Genomic DNA, 22,805 nt, shown 5'->3' with positions numbered 1-22,805 from the left:
TTGCCGCGGCTCGCCCTCTCCAAGACATCACACGATGCTGAGCTTCCAGCAAATCATCCTGCGCCTGCAGCAGTACTGGGCCGACCAGGGCTGCGCCCTGCTGCAGCCCTATGACATGGAAGTCGGCGCCGGCACCAGCCACACCGCCACCTTCCTGCGCGCGCTCGGCCCCGAGCCCTGGAAGGCCGCCTATGTGCAGCCGAGCCGACGGCCCAAGGACGGCCGCTACGGCGAGAACCCCAACCGCCTGCAGCACTACTACCAGTACCAGGTGGTGCTCAAGCCGGCGCCGAGCAACATCCTGGAGCTCTACCTCGGCTCGCTCGAGGCGCTGGGCTTCGACCTGAAGGTCAACGACATCCGCTTCGTCGAGGACGACTGGGAGAACCCGACGCTGGGCGCCTGGGGCCTGGGCTGGGAGGTCTGGCTCAACGGCATGGAAGTCACGCAGTTCACCTACTTCCAGCAGGTCGGCGGCATCGACTGCCGGCCGATCACCGGCGAGATCACCTACGGCCTGGAGCGCCTGGCGATGTACCTGCAGGGCGTGGACAACGTCTACAAGCTGCAGTGGACCGAAGGGCTCAGCTACGGCGACGTCTACCTGCAGAACGAGCAGGAGCAGAGCGCCTACAACTTCGAGCACAGCAACGTCGACTTCCTGCTCACGGCGTTCGGCGCCCACGAGGGCAACGCGCAGCAGCTGATGGCGCAGCAGCTCGCGCTGCCCGCCTACGAGCAGGTGCTGAAGGCCGCGCACACCTTCAACCTGCTCGACGCGCGCGGTGCGATCAGCGTCACCGAGCGGGCCGCCTACATCGGCCGCATCCGCAACCTGGCGCGCGCGGTCGCGCACAGCTACGTCGACAGCCGCGCGCGGCTGGGTTATCCGATGGCGCCGCGCGAGTGGGTGGCCGAGATCGAGAAGGCGGGCGAAGCCGCCCGCAAGCCCGCCAAGGTCGAGAACGCGGAACAGGCGGCCCGGGCATGAGCGACACCAAGAACCTGCTCGTCGAGCTGTTTGTCGAGGAACTGCCGCCGAAGGCGCTGAAGAAGCTCGGCGAATCCTTCGCCCAGACGCTGGCCGAGAGCCTGAAGGCCCAGGGCCTGGCCACCGAGCACTCGGCCACCACCCCCTTCGCCTCGCCGCGGCGGCTGGCGGCGCACATCAGTGCGGTGCTGCCGGCTGCACCCGACAAGGCGGTGTCGCAGAAGCTGATGCCGGTGAGCGTGGGCCTGACGGCCGACGGCCAGCCCACGCCGGCGCTGCTGAAGAAGCTCGCCGCGCTGGGTGCCGACGCCTCGGCGCTGCCGCGGCTGGAGCGCCGCCCGGACGGCAAGGCCGAGGCGCTGTTCTTCGACAGCCTGGTGCCCGGCGCGATGTTGGCCGCCGGGCTGCAGAAGGCGCTGCTCGAGGCGCTGGCGAAGCTGCCGATCCCCAAGCTGATGAGCTACCAGCTCGAGACCGGCGAGCTGCCGGGCTGGGCCAGCGTGCAGTTCGTGCGCCCGGCCCACGGCCTGGTGGCGCTGCACGGCGCCGACCTGGTGCCGGTGGCCGCGCTCGGGCTCGAGTCGCGCCGCGAGACGCACGGCCACCGCTTCGAGGCGCAGATGGACCCGGTGGTGCTGCAGCACGCCGACCACTACGCGCAGCAGCTGCAGGACCAGGGCGCGGTGATCGCCAGCTTCGCGGCGCGCCACGGCGAGATCGCGCGCCAGCTGCAGGCCGCGGCCTCGAAGGAAGGCCTGGTGCCGATCGACGACCCGGCGCTGCTGGACGAGGTGACCGCACTGGTGGAGCGGCCCAACGTGCTGCTCGGGCAGTTCGAGGAAAGCTTCCTGGCGGTGCCGCAGGAGTGCCTGATCCTCACGATGAAGGCCAACCAAAAGTACTTCCCGCTGCTCGATGCGACGGGACGGCTCACCCACAAGTTCCTGATCGTCAGCAACATCAGCCCGGACGACCCCGGCGCGGTGGTCGGCGGCAACGAGCGCGTGGTGAGGCCGCGGCTGGCGGACGCGAAGTTCTTCTTCGACCAGGACCGCAGGAAGACGCTCGAGGATCGCGTGTCCGGTCTGGACAAGGTCGTCTACCACGGCAAGCTCGGTACCCAGGGCGAACGCGTCGAGCGCGTGCGGGCCATTGCACGGGCGATCGGCAGCCAGCTCGGCGGCGAGGCACTGGCGGCCAAGGTCGACCAGGCCGCACGGCTCGCCAAGGCCGACCTGCTGACCGACATGGTGGGCGAGTTCCCCGAGCTGCAGGGCACCATGGGCCGCTACTACGCGCAGCACGACGGCCTGGGCGACGACATCGCGTTCGCGATCGAGGACCACTACCGCCCGCGCTTCGCCGGCGACGAACTGCCGCGCAACGAGGTCGGCATCGTGGTCGCGCTGGCCGACAAGCTGGAAACGCTGGTCGGCCTGTTCGGCATCGGCCAGCTGCCGACCGGCGACAAGGATCCGTTCGCGCTGCGGCGGCATGCGCTGGGCGTGATCCGGATGCTGACCGAGAAGGCCTTGCCGCTCGAGGTCGATGCGCTGCTGAAGACGGCCTTGCCGGCGTTCGGCGCGTTGATCGCCGACGCGTCGTCGGCGCTGGCCGATTTCATCTTCGACCGCCTTGCCGGCAGCCTGCGCGAGCAGGGCTACCGTGCGCAGGAAGTCGACGCCGTGCTGTCGCTGCGCCCGCAGCGGCTGGGCGAGGTGGCGCAGCGCCTGGCGGCGGTGCGGGCGTTCGCGGCGCTGCCCGAGGCGCCGGCGCTCGCTGCGGCGAACAAGCGGGTCGGCAACATCCTGAAGAAGGTGGACGGCGCGGTCGAGCCGAAGGTCGACGCGGCGTTGCTGAAGGAGCCGGCCGAGGCCGCGCTGGCACAGGCGCTGGCGGCGGTGAAGCCTGCGGCCGATGCCGCCTTCGCGCGCGGCGACCACGCGGCTTCGCTGCAGTCGCTCGCCGCACTGAAGGCGCCGGTCGACGCCTTCTTCGACGGCGTGATGGTCAACGCCGACGATCCGGCGCTGCGCGCCAACCGGCTCGGCCTGCTGGCCACGCTGCACGCTGCGATGAACCGCGTGGCCGATCTCTCGAAGCTGGCGACCTGACATGCAACCTCCCAAGCTCGTCATCCTCGATCGCGACGGCACCGTCAACGCCGACAGCGACGAGTACGTCAAGTCGGCCGAAGAGTGGCACGCGCTGCCGGGCGCACTGGAAGGCATCGCGCGGCTCAACCATGCCGGTTGGCATGTGGTGATCGCCACCAACCAGTCTGGCCTGGGCCGCGGGCTGTTCGACATGTCGGCGCTCAACGCGATGCACGCCAAGATGAACCTCGGGCTGGCGCAGGTGGGCGGCCGCGTCGACGCGGTGTTCTTCTGCCCGCATGCGCCCGACGAGGCCTGCGCCTGCCGCAAGCCGCTGCCCGGCCTGTTCACGCAGATCGCCGACCGCTACGGCATCGACCTGTCCAGGGTGCCCGCCATCGGCGACAGCCTGCGCGACCTGCAGGCGGCCCAGGCGGTCGGCTGCGAGACCCACCTGGTGCGCACCGGCAAGTGCGCGGGCCTCACCGACGCGCAGATCGCCGACATCGTGCGCCAGGTGCCTGGCACCGTGGTGCATGCCGACCTGGCGACCGCGGCGGAGTTCATCGTGCAGCGCGAGCGCCACGAGCGGGCCATCGCGCGCGGCACCGTCGAGGTGCCCGACAGCAACGCCGGGGCGCTGGGGGCATGAGCCCGCCGGGCCGTCCCAAGGGCGAATACCGGAGTGCGCAGCACGAAGGAGGCCCAATGAGCCCGCCGGGCCGTCCCAAGGGCGAATACCGGAGTGCGCAGCACGAAGGGGGTCCGATGAGCCGCGTGGTGGCGGTGCTGCGCTCCGCGGTCTTCATCGCGTGGATGGCGGTCACGGTGGTGCCGATCGCCATCGTGGCGCTGCTGCTGTCGATCTTCGTGCGCGGTGATCCGGTGTACTGGGTCTGCATCAGCTGGCTGCGGCTGTCGATCTGGGGTGCGAGGGTGATCTGCGGCGTACGCTACCGCGTGCAGGGCATGGAACGGCTGCCGGCCGACCGGCTCTCGCCGGTGATCCTGCTGCCCAAGCACCAGAGCACCTGGGAGACCTTCGCCTTCCCCACGCTGATGTCGCACCCGCTGTGCTACGTGTTCAAGCGCGAGCTGCTCTACATCCCCTTCTTCGGCTGGGCGATCGGGCGGCTCGACATGATCCACATCGACCGCAGCAAGCGCACGGAGGCCTGGAACCGCGTGGCCGAGCAGGGCCGCAAGTACATGGCCCAGGGCAACTGGGTCATCATGTTCCCCGAAGGCACGCGCACGCCGCGCGGCGACCAGGGCGTCTACAAGAGCGGCGGCACGCGGCTCGCGGTGACCACCGGCACGCCGGTGGTGCCGATCGCGGTGAGCTCGGCGAAGTGCTGGCCGCGCAAGAGCTTCGTGCTGCGGCCCGGCGTGATCGACGTCGTGATCGGCCACCCCATCCCCTCCACCGGCCGCCAGCCCGACGAGCTGATGCGCGAGGTGGAGGCCTGGATCGAGGCCGAGATGCGCCGCATCGACCCCGAGGCCTACCCGGCCGTCGCCGTGGCGCACTGAGCCCCGGCCGGCGCCACGGCGTCATGACCGGCTTCTATACTCGCCTCCCATGACGCGCCGGGCCGCCGTGGCCGACCCCAACGCCCCCTTTCGCCAGCTCGACCTGCCGCTGTTCGCGCCGGACGAGCCAGCGGCATCCGCGGCCGCCGCACCGCAGGCCGCCGCGCTGGCGGTGCCGGAGCCGGCGCCCCGCCTCAGCGTGCCGGCCGCGCCGCCGGCGCCGTCCCGGCCGCAGGGCGCCGCGCTGAGCCCGACCTTGTTCCGCCACCCGCGCGCGTCGCGCGAGATCGACCTCGGTCGCGCCGTCATTGCCTATGAATTCCAGCGCGCGCGGCGCCGCTCGATCGGCATGGTGGTCTCGGCCGAGGGGCTGAGCGTGCGCGCGCCGCGCTGGGTCGGCCGCAGCGAGATCGACGCCGCGTTGCGCGAGAAGGCGGCCTGGATCCAGGCCAAGCTGGTCGAGCAGCACGAGCGTGCGCAGAAGCACGCCGCCTCGCGCATCGAGTGGCGCGACGGCGCCAGCCTGCCCTTCCTCGGCGAGACGCTGATCCTCGTGCTCGACCCGCGCGCCACCGGCGCGGTGCTCAACAGCGACGCCGCGGCGCTGCCCGGCGTGCCGCGCCTGACGCTGCACATCGGCCTGCCGCACAGCGCCGCGCCCGAGCAGATCCGCGACGTGGTGCAGGCCTGGCTGCAGCGTCAGGCGAAACGCCTGTTCGAGGAACGCTGCAGCCACTTCGCGCCGCGCCTGAAGGTGCAGGTGCGCCGGCTGGCGCTGAGCTCCGCCCAGACGCGCTGGGGCAGCGCCAGCGCCGACGGTTCGGTGCGCCTGAACTGGCGCCTCATCCACTTCGCGCTGCCCACCATCGACTACGTGGTGGCGCACGAACTCGCCCACCTGCGCGAGATGAACCACAGCCCGCGCTTCTGGGACGTGGTGCGCTCGGTCATTCCCGATCTCGACACGGCCCGCGGCGCGCTGCGCCACGAGATGGTGCCGGCGTTCGACTGACGCGCGGGCGGGCGTCGGGCTACCAGCCCAGCGGCCCGGCCCAGCCCCGATAGAGCTTGGGCAGCGGCGTGGCGTAATCGCCGTGCTTGCTGGTGCGCAGCCCCAGCCCGACCAGCGCCTCGGCCAGCTTGACGGCCGCGGCCACGCCGTCGATCACCGGCACGCCCAGGCGCTGCTGCAGCGTGCCGCACAGCCCGGCCATGCCGGCGCAGCCCAGCACGATGGCGCCGCTGCGGTCCTGCGCCAGCGCGGTGCGCGCGCTCGCCTCGATCTGCGCCAGCAGCGCGTCGCCGGCTTCCTCGAGCGCGAGCACCGGGATGTCGGTGCCGTGGATGCCGCGGCAGCGTCGCTCGAAGCCGTACTTCAGCACCAGGTGCTCGGCGATCACGCAGGTGCGCGTCATCGTCGTGACGACCGAGAAGCCGGTGGCCAGCATCGAGGCGACGTGGAAGGCCGCCTCGGCGGTGCCCAGCACCGGTGCGTCGGTCGCCTCGCGGGCCGCGTCGAGGCCAGGGTCGCCGAAGCAGGCGATCAGCACCGCGTCGGGCGCCAGCGGCGCGGCCTGCCGCACCTGTTCGGCCACGCCGGCGGCGGCGAACACCTCGTCGTAGTGGCCCTCGATCGACGCCGGCCCGAAGCCGGGCTGGGTGGCGATCACTTCGGTGCCCGCGGCGGCCACCGCGCGCGCCGCGTCGGCGATGCCTGCGGTCATGCCGGCGGAGCTGTTGGGGTTGATGAGCAGCAGCTTCATGGGATGCATCTCGTGAACAGGATCAGTGCGTTTTGCATACAAAACGCGCGGGGGGACCAGCGATGGTGCGCGCCTGAGGTCGGTCGAGCGGGCGCCCGCCGCACCTCGCGTGGCGCGTGCAAGGACCGCACCCGGGCGTCGCGGCCGGCAGAGCCGCCGTGGCGGGGCCGGCCGCGTCGCCTGGCACATGCTTTGCGTACCGGCTGGGCCATGAACCCACGCACCGACCTGGAACTCGTTCACCTGGTCAAGCGCTACGGCGACGCGGTCGCCGTCGCCGGGATCGACCTGAAGATCGCCGCCGGCAGCTACTGCTGTCTGCTCGGGCCCTCGGGCTGCGGCAAGACGTCCACGCTGCGCATGATCGCCGGGCATGAGCTGGCGAGCGAGGGCGACATCGTGCTCGGCGGCCGCAACATCACCAACCTGCCGGCGTCCGAGCGCGGCACCGCGATGATGTTCCAGAGCTACGCGCTGTTCCCGCACCTGAGCGCGCTCGACAACGTCGCCTTCAGCCTGAAGATGCGCGGCGTCGACAAGGCCGCGCGCCAGAAGAAGGCGGCCGACCTGCTGGAGCGCGTGTCGCTCGGTCACCTGGCGCACCGCAAGCCGGCCGAACTGTCGGGCGGCCAGCAGCAGCGCGTGGCGCTGGCGCGTGCACTGATCACCGAACCCAAGGTCCTGTTGCTCGACGAGCCGCTGTCGGCGCTCGATCCCTTCCTGCGCATCAAGATGCGCGCCGAGCTCAAGGGCTGGCAGACCTCGCTGGGCATGACCTTCATCCACGTCACGCACTCGCAGGAGGAGGCGATGGCGCTGGCCGATCAGGTGGTGGTGATGAGCCAGGGCCGCATCGAGCAGGACGGCTCGCCACACAGCGTGTTCAACGCACCGCGCAGCGAGTTCGTGGCGCGCTTCATGGGCGGCCACAACGTCATTCCCTCGTCGCGCGGCCTGGTGGCGGTGCGGGCCGACAAGACGCGCCTGAGCCGCGAGCCGCTGCCGGCCGGTGACACCGTGCTGCCGGCCACCGTGCGCGCCACCGAGTACCAGGGCACCTATGTGCTGCTGACGCTGCACAGCGCGGCGGTCGACGAGTTCAACGTCGTGCTGCCCGAGGCCGCCTTCGAGGCCCAGCCCTGGCGGCCTGGTGACAGCGCCTGCGCCCACTGGGACGCCGCCGACGTGCATCCGCTGGCTGCCTGAGCCGGCCCTCTTTCCCTCCCAGGAGAACACCACCATGTCCGAAATCCGTCGCCGCCAGCTGCTCCAGGGCACCGCGGGCATCCTCGCCACCGGCCTGTTCCCCGCCATCCACGCGCAGGAGAAGATCACGCTGCGTTATCTGGGCACCGCGGTGAACCAGGACAAGGCCATCGCCGAGAAGTTCAAGGCCGACACCGGCATCGCCATCCAGTACATCGCCGTCAACACCGACGAGGTGACCAAGCGCGCGGTGACTTCGCCGAACAGCTTCGACCTGATCGACACCGAGTACTTCTCGCTGAAGAAGATCGTGCCGACCGGCAACCTGAAGGGCATCGACACCAAGCGCATCAAGAACGCCGACAAGATCACCACGCTTTTCACCACCGGCATGGTGGGCGGCAAGGCGGTCGGCGACCAGGGCACGGCACCGAAGAAGGTGATCTACCTGGAAGGCGAGAAGAGCAAGGTGTTCGCCAAGGCGCCGACGCAGTTCATGAGCTTGATCCCCACGGTCTACAACGCCGACACGCTGGGCATCCGGCCCGACCTGATCAAGCGCCCGATCGACAGCTGGGCCGAGCTGCTGAACCCGGAGTTCAAGGGCAAGGCCGCGATCCTCAACATCCCGTCGATCGGCATCATGGACGCGGCGATGGTCGTGGAGGCCAAGGGGCTCTACAAGTACCCCGACAAGGGCAACATGACCAAGAAGGAGATCGACCTCACGATCAAGACCCTGATCGAGGCCAAGAAGGCCGGCCAGTTCCGCTCGCTGTGGAAGGACTTCAACGAGAGCGTGAACCTGATGGCCTCCGGCGAGGTGGTGATCCAGTCGATGTGGTCGCCGGCCGTCACCGCGGTGCGCACCAAGGGCATCGACTGCGTGTTCCAGCCGCTGAAGGAGGGCTACCGCGCCTGGGCGGCGGGCTTCGGCGTCCCGGCCACTTCGAGCGGCAAGAAGCTCGACGCCACCTACGAGTTCATCAACTGGTTCCTCGATGGCTGGGCCGGTGCCTACCTGAACCGCCAGGGCTACTACAGCGCCGTGCTGGAGACCGCCAAGGCCAAGATGGAAGCCTACGAGTGGGCCTACTGGATGGAAGGCAAGGCGGCCGAGAAGGACATCAAGTCGCCCAACGGCGACCTGCTGGCCAAGGCCGGCAGCAAGCGCGACGGCGGCTCCTACGAGCAGCGCATGGGCGGCATCGCGTGCTGGAACGCGCTGATGGACGAGAACACCTACATGGTCCAGAAGTGGAACGAGTTCGTGGCGGCGTGATGACGTCCCCCCCCGTTGCGGCTGACGCCGCTCCCCCCCAGGGGGGCGCCGCTGGCGGACCGGCGGAGCCGGATCCGCGGCGGCCGCTCGGGGGGCGGCGTCGCTGCGCTCGCCTTGCGGGTTGTCCCGAGCGTCAGGGGACGGGGAGGTCTTGGGCATGAAGTCCGGGACGCTCGGAGGGGGGCCGCCAGCGTGGCTGCAGGCGCTGCCGTTCGGGGCGGTGTTCGCGTTCTTCTTCGTCGCGCCGCTGCTGCTGATCGGGGCGGTGAGTTTCTGGCCGACCAGCGACTACGAGCTGATCCCGGGCTTCACCGGCCAGAACTACGTGTCGATCTTCGAGGGCTGCAGCAACCTGGCCGAGCCCTGCGTGACGCTGAAGACCTACGGGTCGACGCTGCGCTTCTCACTGCTGACCTGGGCCGCCGCGCTGCTGATCGGCTTCACGATCGCCTACTTCCTGGCCTTCCACGTGCGCTCGCCCGGCATGCAGACGCTGCTGTTCGTCATCTGCACCATCCCGTTCTGGACCAGCAACGTCATCCGCATGATCTCGTGGGTGCCGCTGCTCGGCCGCAACGGGCTGGTCAACCAGGGCTTGATGGGGCTGGGGGTGGTCGACCAGCCGGTCGACTGGCTGCTGTTCTCGGAGTTCTCGGTGGTGCTGGCCTTCGTGCACCTGTACACGATGTTCATGCTGGTGCCGATCTTCAACTCGATGATGCGCATCGACCGTTCGCTGCTCGAGGCGGCCGACGACTGCGGCGCCTCCGGCTGGCAGACGCTGTGGAACGTGATCGTGCCGCTGTCGCGCACCGGCATCCTGATCGGCTCGATCTTCGTCATCACCATCGTGATGGGCGATTTCGTGACCGTCGGCGTGATGGGCGGCCAGCAGATCGCCTCCGTCGGCAAGGTGATCCAGGTGCAGACCTCCTACCTGCAGTTCCCGCTGGCCGCCGCCAACGCGGTGGTGCTGCTGGCGGTGGTGCTGATGATCATCGTCGCGCTGACGCGGCTGGTGAACCTGCGGAAAGAGCTCTGAGATGCACCGCGACCGCCGCTCCAAGGGCTTCTGGCCGCTGGCCTGCGTGTTCGCCCTGTTCGTGCTGTTCCTCTACGGCCCGGTGATCACGATCTTCGTGCTGAGCTTCCAGGGCCCCGAGGGCGGGTTGACGCTGCCGATGCGCGGCCTGTCGCTGCACTGGTACCAGGAGCTCTGGAAAGGCCTGGGCGTCGTCGACATCGGCGCCGCGCTGCGCCGCTCGCTCGCGCTCGGCGCGGTGGTGATGGTGCTGACGGTGCTGCTGGCGCTGAGCGCCGGGCTGGCCTTCCGCAAGCGCCTGGCCGGTGCCGACGCGCTGTTCTACGTGACCGTGGCCAGCCTGATCATGCCGTCGATCATCGTCTCGCTCGGCATCGGCCTGCAGTTCCGGCTGCTCGACGGCGGCATCAAGTGGCTGCTGGAGGCGGTGGGCGCGACCGCCACGCTGGAGAGCTACACCACCTCGCTGGGCCTCTACACCTCCGGCCTCGGCGCCCACCTGACCTGGACGCTGCCGTTCGGCCTGCTGATCATGTTCGCGGTGTTCAACCGCTTCAACCCGGCCTACGAGGAGGCGGCGCGCGACCAGGGCGCGACGCCGTGGCAGACCTTCCGCCACGTGGTGCTGCCGCTGATCGGGCCGTCGGTGGTGGGCATCGGCATGTTCGGCTTCACGCTGAGCTGGGACGAGATCGCGCGCTCCTCGCAGGCGATCGGCGATCTCAACACCCTGCCGCTGGAACTGCAGGGCCTGACCACCACCGTCACCACGCCGTCGATCTACGCGCTGGGCACCGTGACCACCGGCATCTCGCTGTTGGTGGTGGGCCTGGCGCTGCTCGGCGCGGCCGCGCTGCGCCGCCGCGGCGGCCGGCGCGCCGGCTGACGCCCGCGCCGCGGCGCATGAGCCAGCGACGCGGCACCGGCGCCGCCCCCCACCCGCAGGCAGCCGCGCCGACGCTGCCGACCGATCGCGTCTACGAGGCCGTCTATGCCGCCGTGATCGACCAGCGCCTGCCGCCCGGCACGCGGCTGCGCGAGGAGGAGCTGGCGCAGGCCTTCGCGGTCTCGCGCACGGTGGTGCGCCAGGCGCTGCACCGGCTGGCGCAGGACGGCATCATCGTGCTGCAGCCCAACCGTGGCGCCCGCGTGCCCGAGCCGACGCGGCGCGACGGCGAGCACGTGTTCGACGCCCGCCGCGTCGTCGAGTGCGAGGTGGTGCGTCGCCTCGCCGGCAAGCTGAACGCCACGCAACTGACCGAGCTGCGCGCGCTGGTGGCGGCCGAGGAGCGTGCGACGCGTTCGCAGAACAAGCAGGAGGCGATCCGCCTGTCCGGCCGCTTCCACCTCGAACTCGCGCGCCTGAGCGGCAACCCGATCTTCCTGCGGTTGCTGGAGGAACTGCTGCCGACCACCTCGCTGCTGATGGCGCTGTACAAGGCGCCGGGCGAGCCCATGTGCGTCGCGCACAGCCACCGCCGTCTGCTGGCGGGCCTGGAGCGAGACGGGGCGGGCGCCGCGGCGACGGAGATGCGCCGCCATCTCAATGAGATCGAACGCTCGCTGTCGCAGCCGGCATCCCCGGCGGTGCCCGCGCTGCGCGACGTGTTCAGCGCCTACCGCGGCGACGGCACCTGACGGGGGGTGCGGGTCGGGCCGTTCTCGTCAGCCGGCGACGGCGAAGCGGTAGACGCCACTCGCACGGTCCACCTGACGCACCAGCCGCCCGTCGAACCACAGCGCGTGCAGGTGGGCGATCGCCTCGCCCAGCGCGAAGGTGGTCTGGTGCAGGTCGAGCGGGCGCTTGAACAGCACCGGCAGCAGCTCGGTCGCCGTCTTCGGGGCGGCGGCGCAGGCGGCCAGCACGTCGGCGAAGCGTTCGGCATGGTGGTCGCGCAACTGGTCGACGCGGGTGTGCAGGCCGGTGAAGGGGCGGCCATGGGCTGGCAGCACCAGCGTGTCGGGCGGCAGCGCGCGCATCCGCTCGATCGACTCGAGGTAGAGCCGCAGCGGGTCGGCCTCGGGTTCGAAGTCGAGCACGCTGACGTTGGTGCTGATGCGCGGCAGCACCATGTCACCCGAGATCAGCACGCCGAGCGCCTCGCAGTGCAGCGCGATGTGCTCCGGCGCATGGCCGTAGCCGACGTGGCAGCGCCAGCCATGGTCGCCGACGCGCAGCGTCTCGCCATCGAGCAGGCGGTGGTAGCGCTGCGGCACCGAGGGCACCATCGAGGCGTAGTAGTTCGAGCGCCGGCGGATCTTCTGCAGCGCGTCGGCGTCGGTCACGCCATGGCGCGCGAAGTGGGCCGCCGCTTCGTCGCCGCCGACGCCGGTGGTGCTGCGGCAGGCGATCCGCGCAGCGTTCCAGTCGGTCGCGCTGATCCACAGCGGGCAGTCGCGCCCGACCACGCTCCAGCGCGTGGTCAGCCAGTCGGCCAGCCCGATGTGGTCCGGGTGCATGTGGGTCACGATCACGCGCAGCACCGGCAGGCCGTCCAGGTGGTCGGCGAACACCTGCTCCCAGGCGGCGCGGGTGGTGTCGTCGCCGATGCCGCAGTCGACGATGGCCCAGCCTTCCACCGGGCCGTCCGGGCTCTCGATCCGGTCGCGCAGCAGCCAGAGGTTGATGTGGTCCAGCGCGAACGGCAGCCGCATCCGCACCCACTTCACGCCCGGGGCGACATCGAGGGCGCCGCCCAGCGCCGGCAGGGCATCGCCGAACGGGTAGCCCAATTGGTGTTCGAGAGCGTTCATCGCAGGTCGGGCGCGCCGCGCCGCCGTGAAGTCCGGTGGCACGTTAACGCAAACGCCGGGAACGGTCGGTCGCCGACGCGTCAGGGGGCGCCTGCGTAAAATTGTGGCAAAAGAGGAGCTGAAGCATGACCACCGACCTGAAAGAGCTGTTCGACAACAACCGCGAGTGGGCCAAGCAGACCGAGGTGCGAGAACCCGGCTTCTTCTCGCGGCTGCTCAAGCAACAGTCGCCGCAATACCTGTGGATCGGCTGTGCCGACAGCCGCGTGCCGGCCAACGACCTGGTCGGCTTGCTGCCCGGCGAGCTGTTCGTGCACCGCAACGTCGCCAACGTGGTGGTGCATTCCGACCTCAACTGCCTGTCCGTCGTGCAGTTCGCGATCGACATGCTGAAGGTGCAGCACCTGATCGTCGTCGGCCACTCCGGCTGCGGCGGCGTGGCCGCGGCGCTGGCCGACCGCCGTGTCGGCGTGGCCGACAACTGGCTGCGCCACGTGCAGGACGTGCGCAACAAGCACCAGACCTGGCTCGACGGCGTGCGCGAGGTCGACCGCGTCAACGCGCTGTGCGAGCTCAACGTCGTCGAGCAGGCGCTCAACCTGTGCAGCACCACCGTCGTGCAGGACGCCTGGCAGCGCAGCCAGCAGGTCGTCATCCACGGCTGGTTCTACGGTCTGCACAACGGTCTGCTCGAGGACCTGACGATGACGGTCGACAGCGCCGACGCGGTGATCCCCGCCTACCAGCGGGCGCTCGCCACGGTGAAGGCGCGCTACGACGCTCCGGGGGGCGCCTGATGGCGGGCAGCTTCGTCACCACCCTGAACGACCCGCGCGCCTTCGACATCGCCCAGGCGCTGCTCGACGGCTTCAACCGCCACTACAAGCTGTTCCGCCAGACCAGCGCCGAGGCCAAGCAGCGCTTCGAGGCGGCCGACTGGCACGGCCAGCAACGCGCGCAGCGCGAGCGCATCGAGTTCTACGACCTGCGCGTCGACGAGGCCGCGGAGCGGCTGGAGAACGAGTTCCGCGCCAGCTCGCTGTCCGAGGAGACCTGGCAGCAGGTGAAGCTGTATTACATCGGCCTGCTGATCAACCACCACCAGCCCGAGCTGGCCGAGACCTTCTTCAACTCGGTCACCACCAAGATCCTGCACCGCAGCTACTTCCGCAACGACTTCATCTTCGTGCGCCCGGCGGTCAGCACCGAGTACATCGAGAACGAGGAGCCGGACTCGCTGCCGACCTACCGCGCCTACTACCCGAGCCGGCCGGGCTCGGCCGAGGGATTGCGCGAGACGCTGCTGCGCATCGTCGACAACTACCAGCTCCAGCGCGAGTTCGAGGACCTGGGGCGCGACATCGACTACGTGCTGCAGGCGTTTCGCAACCAGTTCGGCGACGTCAAGCTCAGCGCCAACTTCCAGATCCAGGTGCTGGCCTCGCTGTTCTTCCGCAACAAGGGCGCCTACATCGTCGGCAAGGTCATCAACGGCTTCCGCGAGACCGGCTTCGCGTTGCCCGTGTTGCACAACTCGCGCGAACTGCTGACCATCGACACCGCGCTGTTCGGCGAGGACGAGCTGCTGCTGCTGTTCAGCTTCGCGCGCGCCTATTTCCTGGTCGACATGGAGATCCCGTCGGCCTACGTGCAGTTCCTGCGCTCGCTGATGCCGCGCAAGCCGCGCTGGGAGCTGTACAACGCGCTGGGCCTGCAGAAGCAGGGCAAGAACCAGTTCTACCGCGACTTCCTCTACCACCTGCGCCATTCGTCCGACATGTTCCGCATCGCGCCTGGCATCAAGGGCATGGTGATGCTGGTGTTCGACCTGCCGAGCTTCCCGTTCGTGTTCAAGGTCATCAAGGACTTCTACCCGCCGCAGAAGGACACCACGCGCGAGCTGATCCAGAGCAAGTACCAGCTGGTGAAGACGCACGACCGGGTGGGCCGCATGGCCGACTCTCTGGAGTACAGCAACGTGGCCTTCCCGCGCCAGCGCTTCGAGCACGAGCTGATCGAGGAGATCCGTCACTTCTGCCCCAGCCTGCTGGAGGAGGAGGGCGACAGCCTGGTGCTCAAGCACCTGTACATCGAGCGACGCATGATCCCGCTCAACATCTACCTGCAGGAGGCCACGCCCGAGCAGATGAAGCACGCCGTCATCGAGTACGGCAACGCCATCAAGGACCTGGTGGCGGCCAACATCTTCCCCGGCGACATGCTGTGGAAGAACTTCGGCGTCACGCGCCACGGCAAGGTGGTGTTCTACGACTACGACGAGATCGAATACCTGACCGACTGCAACTTCCGCAAGGTGCCCGAGCCGCGCACCGAAGAGGAGGAGATGTCGGGCGATATCTGGTATTCGGTCGGTCCCAAGGACGTGTTCCCCGAGACCTTCGGCCCTTTCCTGCTCGGCAACCCGACGGTGCGCGAGGTGTTCATGCAGCACCATGCCGAACTGCTGGACCCGGCGTTCTGGCAGGGCCGCAAGGACCGCATCGCCGGCGGCTACGTGCACGACGTCTTCCCCTACGACCCGCACAAGCGCTTCCGCCGGCCGCTGGGGCTGGGCTTCGGCAGCCTCGACGCCGAGGCGGTGTCGCTGCATCCGGCGTCGGCGACCACGCAACTGGGCCACAACCCCATCTGATGACGCCCACCCCCGTTGCGGCTGCGCCGCTCCCCCTCGAGGGGGCGACGCTGGCGGACCGGCGGAGCCGGATCCGCGGCGTCTGCCCGGGACGGCCGTGGCGGACGACGCTCATTACCTTTCGTCCCGATGAAGGAGGTTTGCCATGTCTGTGAATGATCCGGATCCGGTCGTGATCGTGTCGGCTGCGCGAACGCCGATCGGCGGCTTGCTCGGCGACCTGGCGGCGCTGGCGGCCTGGGAGCTGGGTGCCGTGGCGATCCGCGCGGCGGTCGAGCGTGCCCGTGTGCCGGGCGATGCGGTCGACGAGGTGCTGATGGGCAACTGCCTGATGGCGGGCCAGGGCCAGGCACCGGCCCGCCAGGCGGCGCGCAAGGCCGGCCTGCCGGACTCGGCCGGCGCGGTGACGCTGTCGAAGATGTGCGGCTCCGGCATGCGCGCGCTGATGTTCGGCCACGACATGCTGGCGGCCGGCTCGGCCGACGTGGTGGTGGCCGGCGGCATGGAGAGCATGACGAACGCACCGCACCTGAGCTTCGTGCGCAAGGGGCTGAAGTACGGCGCGGCGGTGCTGTACGACCACATGGCGCTCGACGGCCTGGAGGACGCCTACGAGCGCGGCAAGTCGATGGGCGTGTTCGCCGAGCAGTGCGTCAGCTACTACAGCTTCCGGCGCGAGGCGATGGACGCCTTCGCCGTGGCCTCGACGCAGCGTGCGGTCGAGGCCCACAACGACGGCGGCTTCGACTGGGAGCTCGCGCCGGTCACGCTGGCCGGCCGGGCCGGCGACGTGGCGGTCGATCGCGACGAGCAGCCCTTCAAGGCCAGGCTCGACCGCATCGCGACGCTGAAGCCGGCCTTCGCCAAGGACGGCACGATCACCGCCGCCACCTCGTCGAGCATCTCCGACGGTGCTGCGGCGCTGGTGCTGATGCGGGCGTCGACCGCGCGCGCGCGCGGCCTCGCGCCGATCGCCGTGCTGCGCGCGCAGGCGGTGCATGCGCAGGCGCCGGCCTGGTTCTCCACCGCGCCGGCCGGCGCGATCCGCAAGGTGCTGCAGAAGACCGGCTGGTCGGTGCGCGACGTCGACCTGTGGGAGATCAACGAGGCCTTCGCCGCGGTGACGATGGCGGCGATGACCGATTTCGAGCTGCCGCACGAGCGCGTCAACGTGCACGGCGGGGCCTGCGCGCTGGGCCACCCGATCGGTGCGTCGGGTGCCCGCATCGTCGTGACGCTGCTGGGCGCGCTGCGGCGGCGCGGGCTGCGGCGTGGCGTGGCGGCGCTGTGCATCGGCGGCGGCGAGGCCACGGCACTGGCGGTCGAGCTGCCTTGAGCAGCCTCGGCATCCACGACCTCGGGCTGTTCATGCTGACCAGCCTGGTGCTCAACCTCACGCCCGGTGCCGATACGCTGTACGTCATGAGCCGCAGCGCGCGCGGCGGCTGGCGCCATGGCGTGGCGGGCGCCTTCGGCGTCGGCCTGGGCTGCATGGGCCACGCGGTCGCGGCCGCGCTGGGCGTGGCCGCGGTGCTGGCCGCGTCGCGCTGGGCCTTCGATGCGCTCAAGTGGGCCGGCGCCCTCTATCTGGCCTGGCTGGGCCTGCAGATGCTGAGCGCGGCATGGCGCGGGGCTGGCGCCCCGACCGAGGCGTCGGAGACGGCGGCGCCGATGCCGACGCTGCGCCAGTCCTTCACGGCCGGGTTGCTGACCAACCTGCTGAACCCGAAGGTCGGGCTGTTCTTTCTGGCCTTCGTGCCGCAGTTCGTCGACGTGCATGCCGGCCGGCCGCTGCCGGCCTTCCTGCTGCTCGGCCTGCTGTTCAACCTGAGCGGCGTGAGCTGGCTGCTGCTCGTCGCGCTGCTGACCGACCGGGTGAGGGGCCGCGTCGCGCCGGCGCTGCGGCAGGCGCTGCAGGCGCTCGGCGGCGGGCTGTTCCTGCTGCTCGCGGCGCGTCTCGCGAGCGCCCGCGGCGCGGGCTGAAGGCGGCCTGTTTCCAGTGCGCGTCCGGGGCCGGCCGCGTTGCGGGAACTACGTATGGGGTTAACGACAGCGGCGGCCCGCGAGGGCGCTCCTTACCATCGGCAAGCTTTCAAACAGACCCGGGTTGGCTGTCGCGAACCCGTCGTTAGTGCCCCCATCAGGAGATGTCCATGACCCAGAAGACCGCCCCGCAACGTCGTCGTTTCCTCAAGAAGGCTTCCGCCGGTGCCGTCGGCGCCACCGCGATGGCCGCCCCGATGGTGTCGGTCGCACAGACGACCTCGCTGCGTTTCCAGAGCACCTGGCCGTCCAAGGACATCTTCCACGAGTACGCGCAGGACTTCGCCACCAAGGTCAACAACATGGCCGGTGGCCGGCTGAAGATCGAGGTGCTGCCGGCGGGTTCGGTGGTGCCGGCCTTCCAGCTGCTGGAAGCGGTCAACAAGGGCACGCTCGACGGCGGTCACGGCGTCGTGGCCTACCACTACGGCAAGAACTCGGCGCTCGCGCTGTGGGGTTCGGGCCCGTCCTTCGGCATGGACCCCAACATGCTGCTGGCCTGGCACAACTACGGCGGCGGCAAGGAACTGCTGGCCGAGATCTACAAGAGCCTGAACATGGACGTCGTGTCCTACCTGTACGGCCCGATGCCGACGCAGCCCTTCGGCTGGTTCAAGAAGCCGATCGGCAAGCTCGAGGACATCAAGGGCACCAAGTTCCGCACCGTCGGCCTGGCGGTGGACATGTACACCGACATGGGCGCCGCGGTGAACCCGCTGCCGGGCGGCGAGATCGTGCCGGCGCTGGACCGCGGCCTGATCGACGGTGCCGAGTTCAACAACGCCAGCTCCGACCGCCTGCTCGGCTTCCCCGACGTGGTGAAGAACTGCATGCTGCAGAGCTTCCACCAGAGCGGCGAGCAGTTCGAGATCCTGTTCAACAAGGGCAAGCTCGACGCGCTGCCGGCCGAGCTGAAGGCGATCGTCGACTACGGCGTGCAGGCCGCCAGCGCCGACATGAGCTGGAAGGCCGCGCACCGCAATTCGCTCGACTACGGCGAGCTGAAGAAGGCCGGCGTGAAGTTCTACAAGACGCCCGACGCGATCCTGCGCGCGCAACTCGCCGCCTGGGACAAGATCATCGCCAAGAAGGGCGGCGAGAACCCGCTGTTCCAGAAGGTGATCGACTCGCAGAAGGCCTTCGCCGCGCGCGCCGGTCAATGGTGGAACGATTACACGGTTGACTTCAAGATGGCCTACAACCATTATTTCGGCGCCAAGAAGGCCTGAGCGCCCCAGTGATCTGAGCGACATCCGGGGGCGCCGCTCTGCGGCGCCCCCGCTCGTTTGTCCGGACGTCTTTTCTAGGAAGCCTGATGCAGAACCTGCTGCTGGCGGTCGATCGTTTCTCCACCTGGATCGGCAAGCTGTTTGCCTGGGCGGTGGTCGGATTGACCCTGTTGATCAGCTGGGAGGTGTTCTCCCGCTACGTGCTCAACAAGCCGCATGCCTGGGTGCTCGATGCCCAGATCATGCTGTACGGCACTCTCTTCATGTGCGCCGGCGCCTATACGCTGAGCAAGGCCGGCCACGTGCGCGGCGACGTGCTCTATGGCTTCTTCCGGCCGCGCACCCAGGCGACGATCGACCTGATCCTCTATATCGTGTTCTTCCTGCCGGGCATCGTGGCGCTCACCTGGGCCGGCTGGTTCTACTTCAACGATTCGCTCTCCATCCGCGAGCAGACCTTCAACGCCGATCCGCTGCCGGTCTACCCGTTCAAGTTCGTGATCCCGTTTGCCGGCGGCGTGCTGCTGCTGCAGGGCCTGGTGGAGATCGTGCGCTGCGTGATCTGCCTGCGTGAAGGCGACTGGCCATCGCGCGAGGAGGACGTCGAGGAAGTCGACGTCGACAAGCTCAAGGAGATGGTGCACGTGAAGGACGCCGACATCGAGGCACTCGACAAGTTCGTCGTCAAGGAAGGCGGCAAGGCATGAAGCTGCGCAAGGAACTGTGGTTCGGCTTCACGCTGATGGCGATCATCGTCGCTGCCGCGGTGGCGATGGTGCTGAGCGTCGACACCATGACCAATGGCCACTACGGCCTGCTGATGCTGTCGCTGGTGGTCGTGGCCATCATGCTGGGCTTCCCGACCGCCTTCACGCTGATGGGCATGGGCATGCTGTTCGCCTTCTTCGCCTACCACTCCGGCGGGCAGACGGCCGGCGGCGCGATGAAGCAGACGCTCGACCTGATGGTGCAGCGCGCCTTCTCGGTGATGAGCAACGACGTGCTCATCTCGATCCCGCTGTTCGTGTTCATGGGCTACCTGGTCGAGCGCGCCAACCTGATCGAGAAGCTGTTCCGCAGCCTGCACCTGTCCCTGGCGCGGGTGCCGGGCTCGCTGGCGGTCGCCACGCTGGTGACCTGCGCGGTGTTCGCCACCGCGACCGGCATCGTGGGTGCGGTGGTCACGCTGATGGGCCTGCTGGCGCTGCCGCAGATGCTGCGCGGCGGCTACGACGTGCGGGTTTCGGCCGGTGCCATCACCGCCGGCGGCTGCCTGGGCATCCTGATCCCGCCGTCGGTGCTGCTGATCGTCTACGGCGCGACCGCCGGCGTGTCGGTGGTGCAGCTGTACGCCGGCGCCTTCTTCCCCGGCATCATGCTGGCGGGCCTGTACATCCTCTACGTCATCCTCCTCGCCAAGCTCAAGCCGGCGCTGATGCCGCCGCTGACGGCCGCCCAGCGCTTCGTGCCGCTGCCGCAGCCGCTGCAGAGCGCCGGCGCGCGCGGCGAGGGCCGCGCGCTGCCCTGGCTGCTGGGCGCGCTGAAGGGCAAGCGCAACCAGGCCGTCAGCACGGGCTTCCTGCTCCAGCAGCTGTTCATCACGCTGCTGCCGCTGATCCTGTTCGCCGCCGTGTCGCTGTGGAGCTACGAGACCGTGACCCGCGTGGCGCCGGTCGACGATTTCTCCGAACTGCAGCCCATGGGGTCCGGCAGCGCCGCCGAATCGGAAAGCACCGGAGGCCTGCAGGCCCCGCCGAGCGACGAGGGCGGTGGCCTGCAGGAGCCGCCGACGTCCGGGGGGTTGCAGGAGCCGCCGGCCGCCAACGGCGGCCTGTCGGAGCCGCCTGCGAGCGCGGACGAGTCGGCGAGTGCGGCCGTCGCGGAGCCGGCGACAGCGCTGTCCGAGCCGGCCGCCGCCGTGGCCACGCCGCCCGCCGCCGCGGCGGCCGCGGGCGATGCGGCGGCCACCACTCGGCCGGCGCCGCAGGGCTACTGGATCGGCCTGGCGGTGGGGGCTGTCGCGATGCTGGCCTACTACGCGCTGCTGAGCTTCAACCGGCTCGAAGTCTTCAAGATGCTGCTGTCGAGCTTCTTCCCGCTGCTGGTGCTGATCACCGCGGTGCTGGGCTCGATCGTCTTCGGCCTGGCGACGCCCACCGAGGCGGCGGCGGTCGGTGCGCTCGGCGGCTTCCTGCTCGCCGGGGCCTACCGCCAGCTCAACCTCACGGTGGTGAAGGAGAGCGTCTTCCTCACCGCCAAGACCAGCGCGATGGTGTGCTGGCTGTTCGTCGGCTCGGCCATCTTCTCGGCCGCCTTCGCGCTGCTGGGCGGCCAGGAGCTGGTCGAGAACTGGGTGCTGGGCATGAACCTCACCAAGACCCAGTTCCTGGTCCTGAGCCAGGTCATCATCTTCATCCTCGGCTGGCCGCTGGAGTGGACCGAGATCATCGTGATCTTCATGCCCATCTTCATTCCGCTGCTCGACAACTTCGGGGTCGACCCGCTGTTCTTCGGCCTGCTGGTGGCGCTGAACCTGCAGACCGCCTTCCTGAGCCCGCCGGTGGCGATGTCGGCGTTCTACCTGAAGGGCGTGGCACCGAAGCACGTGACGCTGAATCAGATCTTTGCCGGCATGCTGCCCTTCATGGGCATCCAGATCATCGCGATCATCCTGCTGTACCAGTTCCCGGCCATCGGCCTGTGGCTGCCGGAGGTGCTGTACAAGTGAGCGTGACGGCGAGCACTGGCGACACCGCGATGGTGCGGCGATGAACGCGAGGAGCCCGGTCGAGTTCTATTTCGACTTCTCCTCGCCCTACTCCTACATCGCCAGCGAGTGGGTCGAGGCGGTGGCCGCACGCCACGGCCGCACGGTGCGCTGGCACGCCATCCTGCTGGGCGCCACCTTCCAGGCGGCCGAGCTGAAGAGCCCGGTGTCCTACCCGGTCAAGCGCGAGTACGCGCTGGCCGATTTCCAGCGCTCGGCGCGCTTCGAGGGCGTGCCCTACCGGGCGCCCGAACGCTTCCCGATCCCGACCCAGAACGCCGCGCGCGTGTTCTGGTGGCTCGCCGACCGCGATCCCGCGCGGGCGGCGGCCTGGGCCCATGCCGGGCTGCGCGCCTACTTCACGCGCGGCGTGGCGCTCGATGCGCCGGCGCCGCTGAAGGCGCTGTGTGCCGAGGCGGGTCTCGACGCCGAGGCGGCCGAGGCCGCCTGGGGCGACCCGGTCTGGAAGGCGCGGCTGAAGGCCGAGAACGACGCTGCGATCGCGGCGGGCGTGTTCGGCGCGCCGTCCTTCATCGTCGACGGCGAGCTGTTCTGGGGCAACGACCGGCGGGCGCAGCTGGAGCGCTGGCTCGCCACCGGGCCGTTCTGAGCCTCAGCGCGGCGCGCCGTCGGCCACTCGCAGCGCGTGCTCGATATCGCCGCGCAGGCGGCGCAATGCGGCCAGCTCGGCCGGCGGCGCCTGCAGGGCCGGGTAGAGCACCGCGAGCAGGCCGCGCGCGGTCTCGTCCACGTCGACCGGCCGCTGTTGCAGCACGGCCTCCCACAGCAGGTGCTCCATCGGCCCCAGCACCAGGGTGCGCAGCAGGCGCAGCGGCACGTCGCGGCGGATCTCGCCGCTGGCCTGGCCGCGCGCCAGCAGGTCCATCAGCGGCGCGGTGTAGCGGCGCTGCAGCGGCGCGAAGGCGTCGCCCAGCGCCTCCTGTCCCTTCGAGCGGCCTTCCGACAGCACCAGCGCGCACAGCCCGGTGCCCTGCGTCAGGAACAGCCGCAGGTGGGTCTGCACGAAGAACTCGAGCTGCGCGCGCGTGTCGCGCTCGCGCGGCAGGCCGGCCTCGATGGCGGCGATGATCTCGTCGTACCAGTCGCCGACCACCCGGGTGCACAGCTCGCGCTTGCCGCGGAAGTAGGTGAACACGGTGGCCTCGGAGATGCCCAGGCGCTGCGCGATCTCGGTCGTGGTGGCGTGCTCGTAGCCGCGTTCCGAGAACACCTCGCGGCCCACGCGCAGGATGTCGCGCACGCGCTGCTCTGACTTGGCGCTGGCCGGCGCGCGGCGGCGCGGTGCGGCGAGGGCGGACGGACGGTTCATCGTGGCGGCGACAGCGGGGACGGCAGCGGGGGGCACGCCGGATTGTCGGCGATCGGCTATATTGAGTAAAGCTCAATTAATGCTTGATTCGCCGCAAACGAAACCCTAGACTGTTC

Annotated in this window: 21 protein-coding genes; 18 read left to right on the top strand and 3 right to left on the bottom strand. The window is 69.7% G+C overall.

Features of this window, described 5'->3' with window-relative positions:
* Positions 1–34 precede the first annotated feature (34 nt).
* The 5 genes from glyQ (at position 35) to C1M51_RS06755 (ending at position 5,632) form a co-directional block, all read left to right on the top strand.
* Positions 35–991, top strand: a complete 957-nt coding sequence (glyQ, locus tag C1M51_RS06775; RefSeq protein ID WP_129448799.1) for a glycine--tRNA ligase subunit alpha — start codon at positions 35–37, stop codon at positions 989–991.
* Positions 988–3,105, top strand: coding sequence for a glycine--tRNA ligase subunit beta (glyS, locus tag C1M51_RS06770; RefSeq protein WP_129448798.1), 2,118 nt, complete (start codon positions 988–990; stop codon positions 3,103–3,105). The genes glyQ and glyS overlap by 4 nt, the downstream gene beginning before the upstream one ends.
* Before the next feature lies 1 nt (position 3,106).
* The gene (gene gmhB / locus C1M51_RS06765; protein ID WP_129448797.1) at positions 3,107–3,739 is read left to right on the top strand and encodes a D-glycero-beta-D-manno-heptose 1,7-bisphosphate 7-phosphatase; all 633 of its coding nucleotides are present in this window, start codon (positions 3,107–3,109) and stop codon (positions 3,737–3,739) included.
* Positions 3,740–3,855: 116 nt separating this feature from the next.
* On the top strand, positions 3,856–4,620 hold the full coding sequence (locus tag C1M51_RS06760) for a 1-acyl-sn-glycerol-3-phosphate acyltransferase (RefSeq protein ID WP_129452115.1): 765 nt from the start codon (positions 3,856–3,858) through the stop codon (positions 4,618–4,620).
* Between the two features lie 49 nt (positions 4,621–4,669).
* Positions 4,670–5,632, top strand: coding sequence for a M48 family metallopeptidase (locus C1M51_RS06755; RefSeq protein WP_129448796.1), 963 nt, complete (start codon positions 4,670–4,672; stop codon positions 5,630–5,632).
* Between the two features lie 19 nt (positions 5,633–5,651).
* Here C1M51_RS06755 and C1M51_RS06750 read toward each other — a convergent pair whose 3' ends face one another.
* Positions 5,652–6,383, bottom strand: a complete 732-nt coding sequence (locus C1M51_RS06750) for an aspartate/glutamate racemase family protein (RefSeq protein WP_129448795.1) — start codon at positions 6,381–6,383, stop codon at positions 5,652–5,654.
* Between the two features lie 210 nt (positions 6,384–6,593).
* Here C1M51_RS06750 and C1M51_RS06745 point away from each other — a divergent pair, with 210 nt between their 5' ends.
* From C1M51_RS06745 to C1M51_RS06725, 5 genes are all read left to right on the top strand, one after another.
* A complete protein-coding gene (locus C1M51_RS06745; RefSeq protein ID WP_129448794.1) occupies positions 6,594–7,589 on the top strand; it encodes an ABC transporter ATP-binding protein in 996 nt (331 codons plus the stop codon).
* 34 nt (positions 7,590–7,623) lie between these two features.
* A complete protein-coding gene (locus C1M51_RS06740) occupies positions 7,624–8,871 on the top strand; it encodes a PotD/PotF family extracellular solute-binding protein (protein ID WP_129448793.1) in 1,248 nt (415 codons plus the stop codon).
* A gap of 157 nt (positions 8,872–9,028) precedes the next feature.
* Positions 9,029–9,913, top strand: coding sequence for an ABC transporter permease (locus C1M51_RS06735; protein ID WP_129448792.1), 885 nt, complete (start codon positions 9,029–9,031; stop codon positions 9,911–9,913).
* A 1-nt stretch (position 9,914) separates the two neighbouring features.
* Positions 9,915–10,799 (top strand): ABC transporter permease, encoded by an 885-nt coding sequence (locus tag C1M51_RS06730; protein ID WP_129448791.1) that lies wholly within the window; start codon positions 9,915–9,917, stop codon positions 10,797–10,799.
* 17 nt (positions 10,800–10,816) lie between these two features.
* Positions 10,817–11,551: a GntR family transcriptional regulator gene (locus C1M51_RS06725; RefSeq protein ID WP_129448790.1), complete on the top strand. Its 735-nt coding sequence runs from the start codon at positions 10,817–10,819 to the stop codon at positions 11,549–11,551.
* A gap of 27 nt (positions 11,552–11,578) precedes the next feature.
* Here C1M51_RS06725 and C1M51_RS06720 read toward each other — a convergent pair whose 3' ends face one another.
* Complete coding sequence (locus C1M51_RS06720) at positions 11,579–12,667, bottom strand: MBL fold metallo-hydrolase (RefSeq protein ID WP_129448789.1); 1,089 nt, start codon at positions 12,665–12,667, stop codon at positions 11,579–11,581.
* A 125-nt stretch (positions 12,668–12,792) separates the two neighbouring features.
* Between C1M51_RS06720 and can the strand changes: the two genes are divergently transcribed.
* From can to C1M51_RS06680, 8 genes are all read left to right on the top strand, one after another.
* Entirely contained in the window at positions 12,793–13,464 is a 672-nt protein-coding gene (gene can, locus C1M51_RS06715; RefSeq protein ID WP_129448788.1) for a carbonate dehydratase, read from the top strand.
* Positions 13,464–15,320 carry a bifunctional isocitrate dehydrogenase kinase/phosphatase gene (gene aceK / locus C1M51_RS06710; protein WP_129448787.1) on the top strand — a complete coding sequence of 619 codons (1,857 nt, stop codon included), beginning with the start codon at positions 13,464–13,466 and terminating at the stop codon, positions 15,318–15,320. Before can ends, aceK begins: the two co-directional genes overlap by 1 nt.
* Before the next feature lie 145 nt (positions 15,321–15,465).
* On the top strand, positions 15,466–16,656 hold the full coding sequence (locus C1M51_RS06705; RefSeq protein ID WP_129448786.1) for an acetyl-CoA C-acyltransferase: 1,191 nt from the start codon (positions 15,466–15,468) through the stop codon (positions 16,654–16,656).
* Positions 16,653–17,303, top strand: coding sequence for a LysE family translocator (locus tag C1M51_RS06700; protein WP_207207809.1), 651 nt, complete (start codon positions 16,653–16,655; stop codon positions 17,301–17,303). The genes C1M51_RS06705 and C1M51_RS06700 overlap by 4 nt, the downstream gene beginning before the upstream one ends.
* Before the next feature lie 170 nt (positions 17,304–17,473).
* Positions 17,474–18,592 carry a TRAP transporter substrate-binding protein gene (locus C1M51_RS06695; RefSeq protein WP_129448785.1) on the top strand — a complete coding sequence of 373 codons (1,119 nt, stop codon included), beginning with the start codon at positions 17,474–17,476 and terminating at the stop codon, positions 18,590–18,592.
* A gap of 86 nt (positions 18,593–18,678) precedes the next feature.
* On the top strand, positions 18,679–19,299 hold the full coding sequence (locus tag C1M51_RS06690) for a TRAP transporter small permease subunit (RefSeq protein ID WP_129448784.1): 621 nt from the start codon (positions 18,679–18,681) through the stop codon (positions 19,297–19,299).
* Positions 19,296–21,320, top strand: coding sequence for a TRAP transporter large permease subunit (locus C1M51_RS06685; protein ID WP_129448783.1), 2,025 nt, complete (start codon positions 19,296–19,298; stop codon positions 21,318–21,320). Before C1M51_RS06690 ends, C1M51_RS06685 begins: the two co-directional genes overlap by 4 nt.
* A 40-nt stretch (positions 21,321–21,360) precedes the next feature.
* A complete protein-coding gene (locus C1M51_RS06680) occupies positions 21,361–21,969 on the top strand; it encodes a 2-hydroxychromene-2-carboxylate isomerase (protein ID WP_129448782.1) in 609 nt (202 codons plus the stop codon).
* A gap of 3 nt (positions 21,970–21,972) precedes the next feature.
* Here C1M51_RS06680 and C1M51_RS06675 read toward each other — a convergent pair whose 3' ends face one another.
* The gene (locus tag C1M51_RS06675; protein WP_129448781.1) at positions 21,973–22,689 is read right to left on the bottom strand and encodes a TetR/AcrR family transcriptional regulator; all 717 of its coding nucleotides are present in this window, start codon (positions 22,687–22,689) and stop codon (positions 21,973–21,975) included.
* Positions 22,690–22,805 lie beyond the last annotated feature (116 nt).

This window comes from Methylibium sp. Pch-M (genome assembly GCF_004136295.1).
GTDB classification, from domain to species: domain Bacteria; phylum Pseudomonadota; class Gammaproteobacteria; order Burkholderiales; family Burkholderiaceae_C; genus Methylibium; species Methylibium petroleiphilum.
Note: the sequence above shows the minus strand (reverse complement) of the source record. Positions and strands in the feature narration are given on the sequence as shown.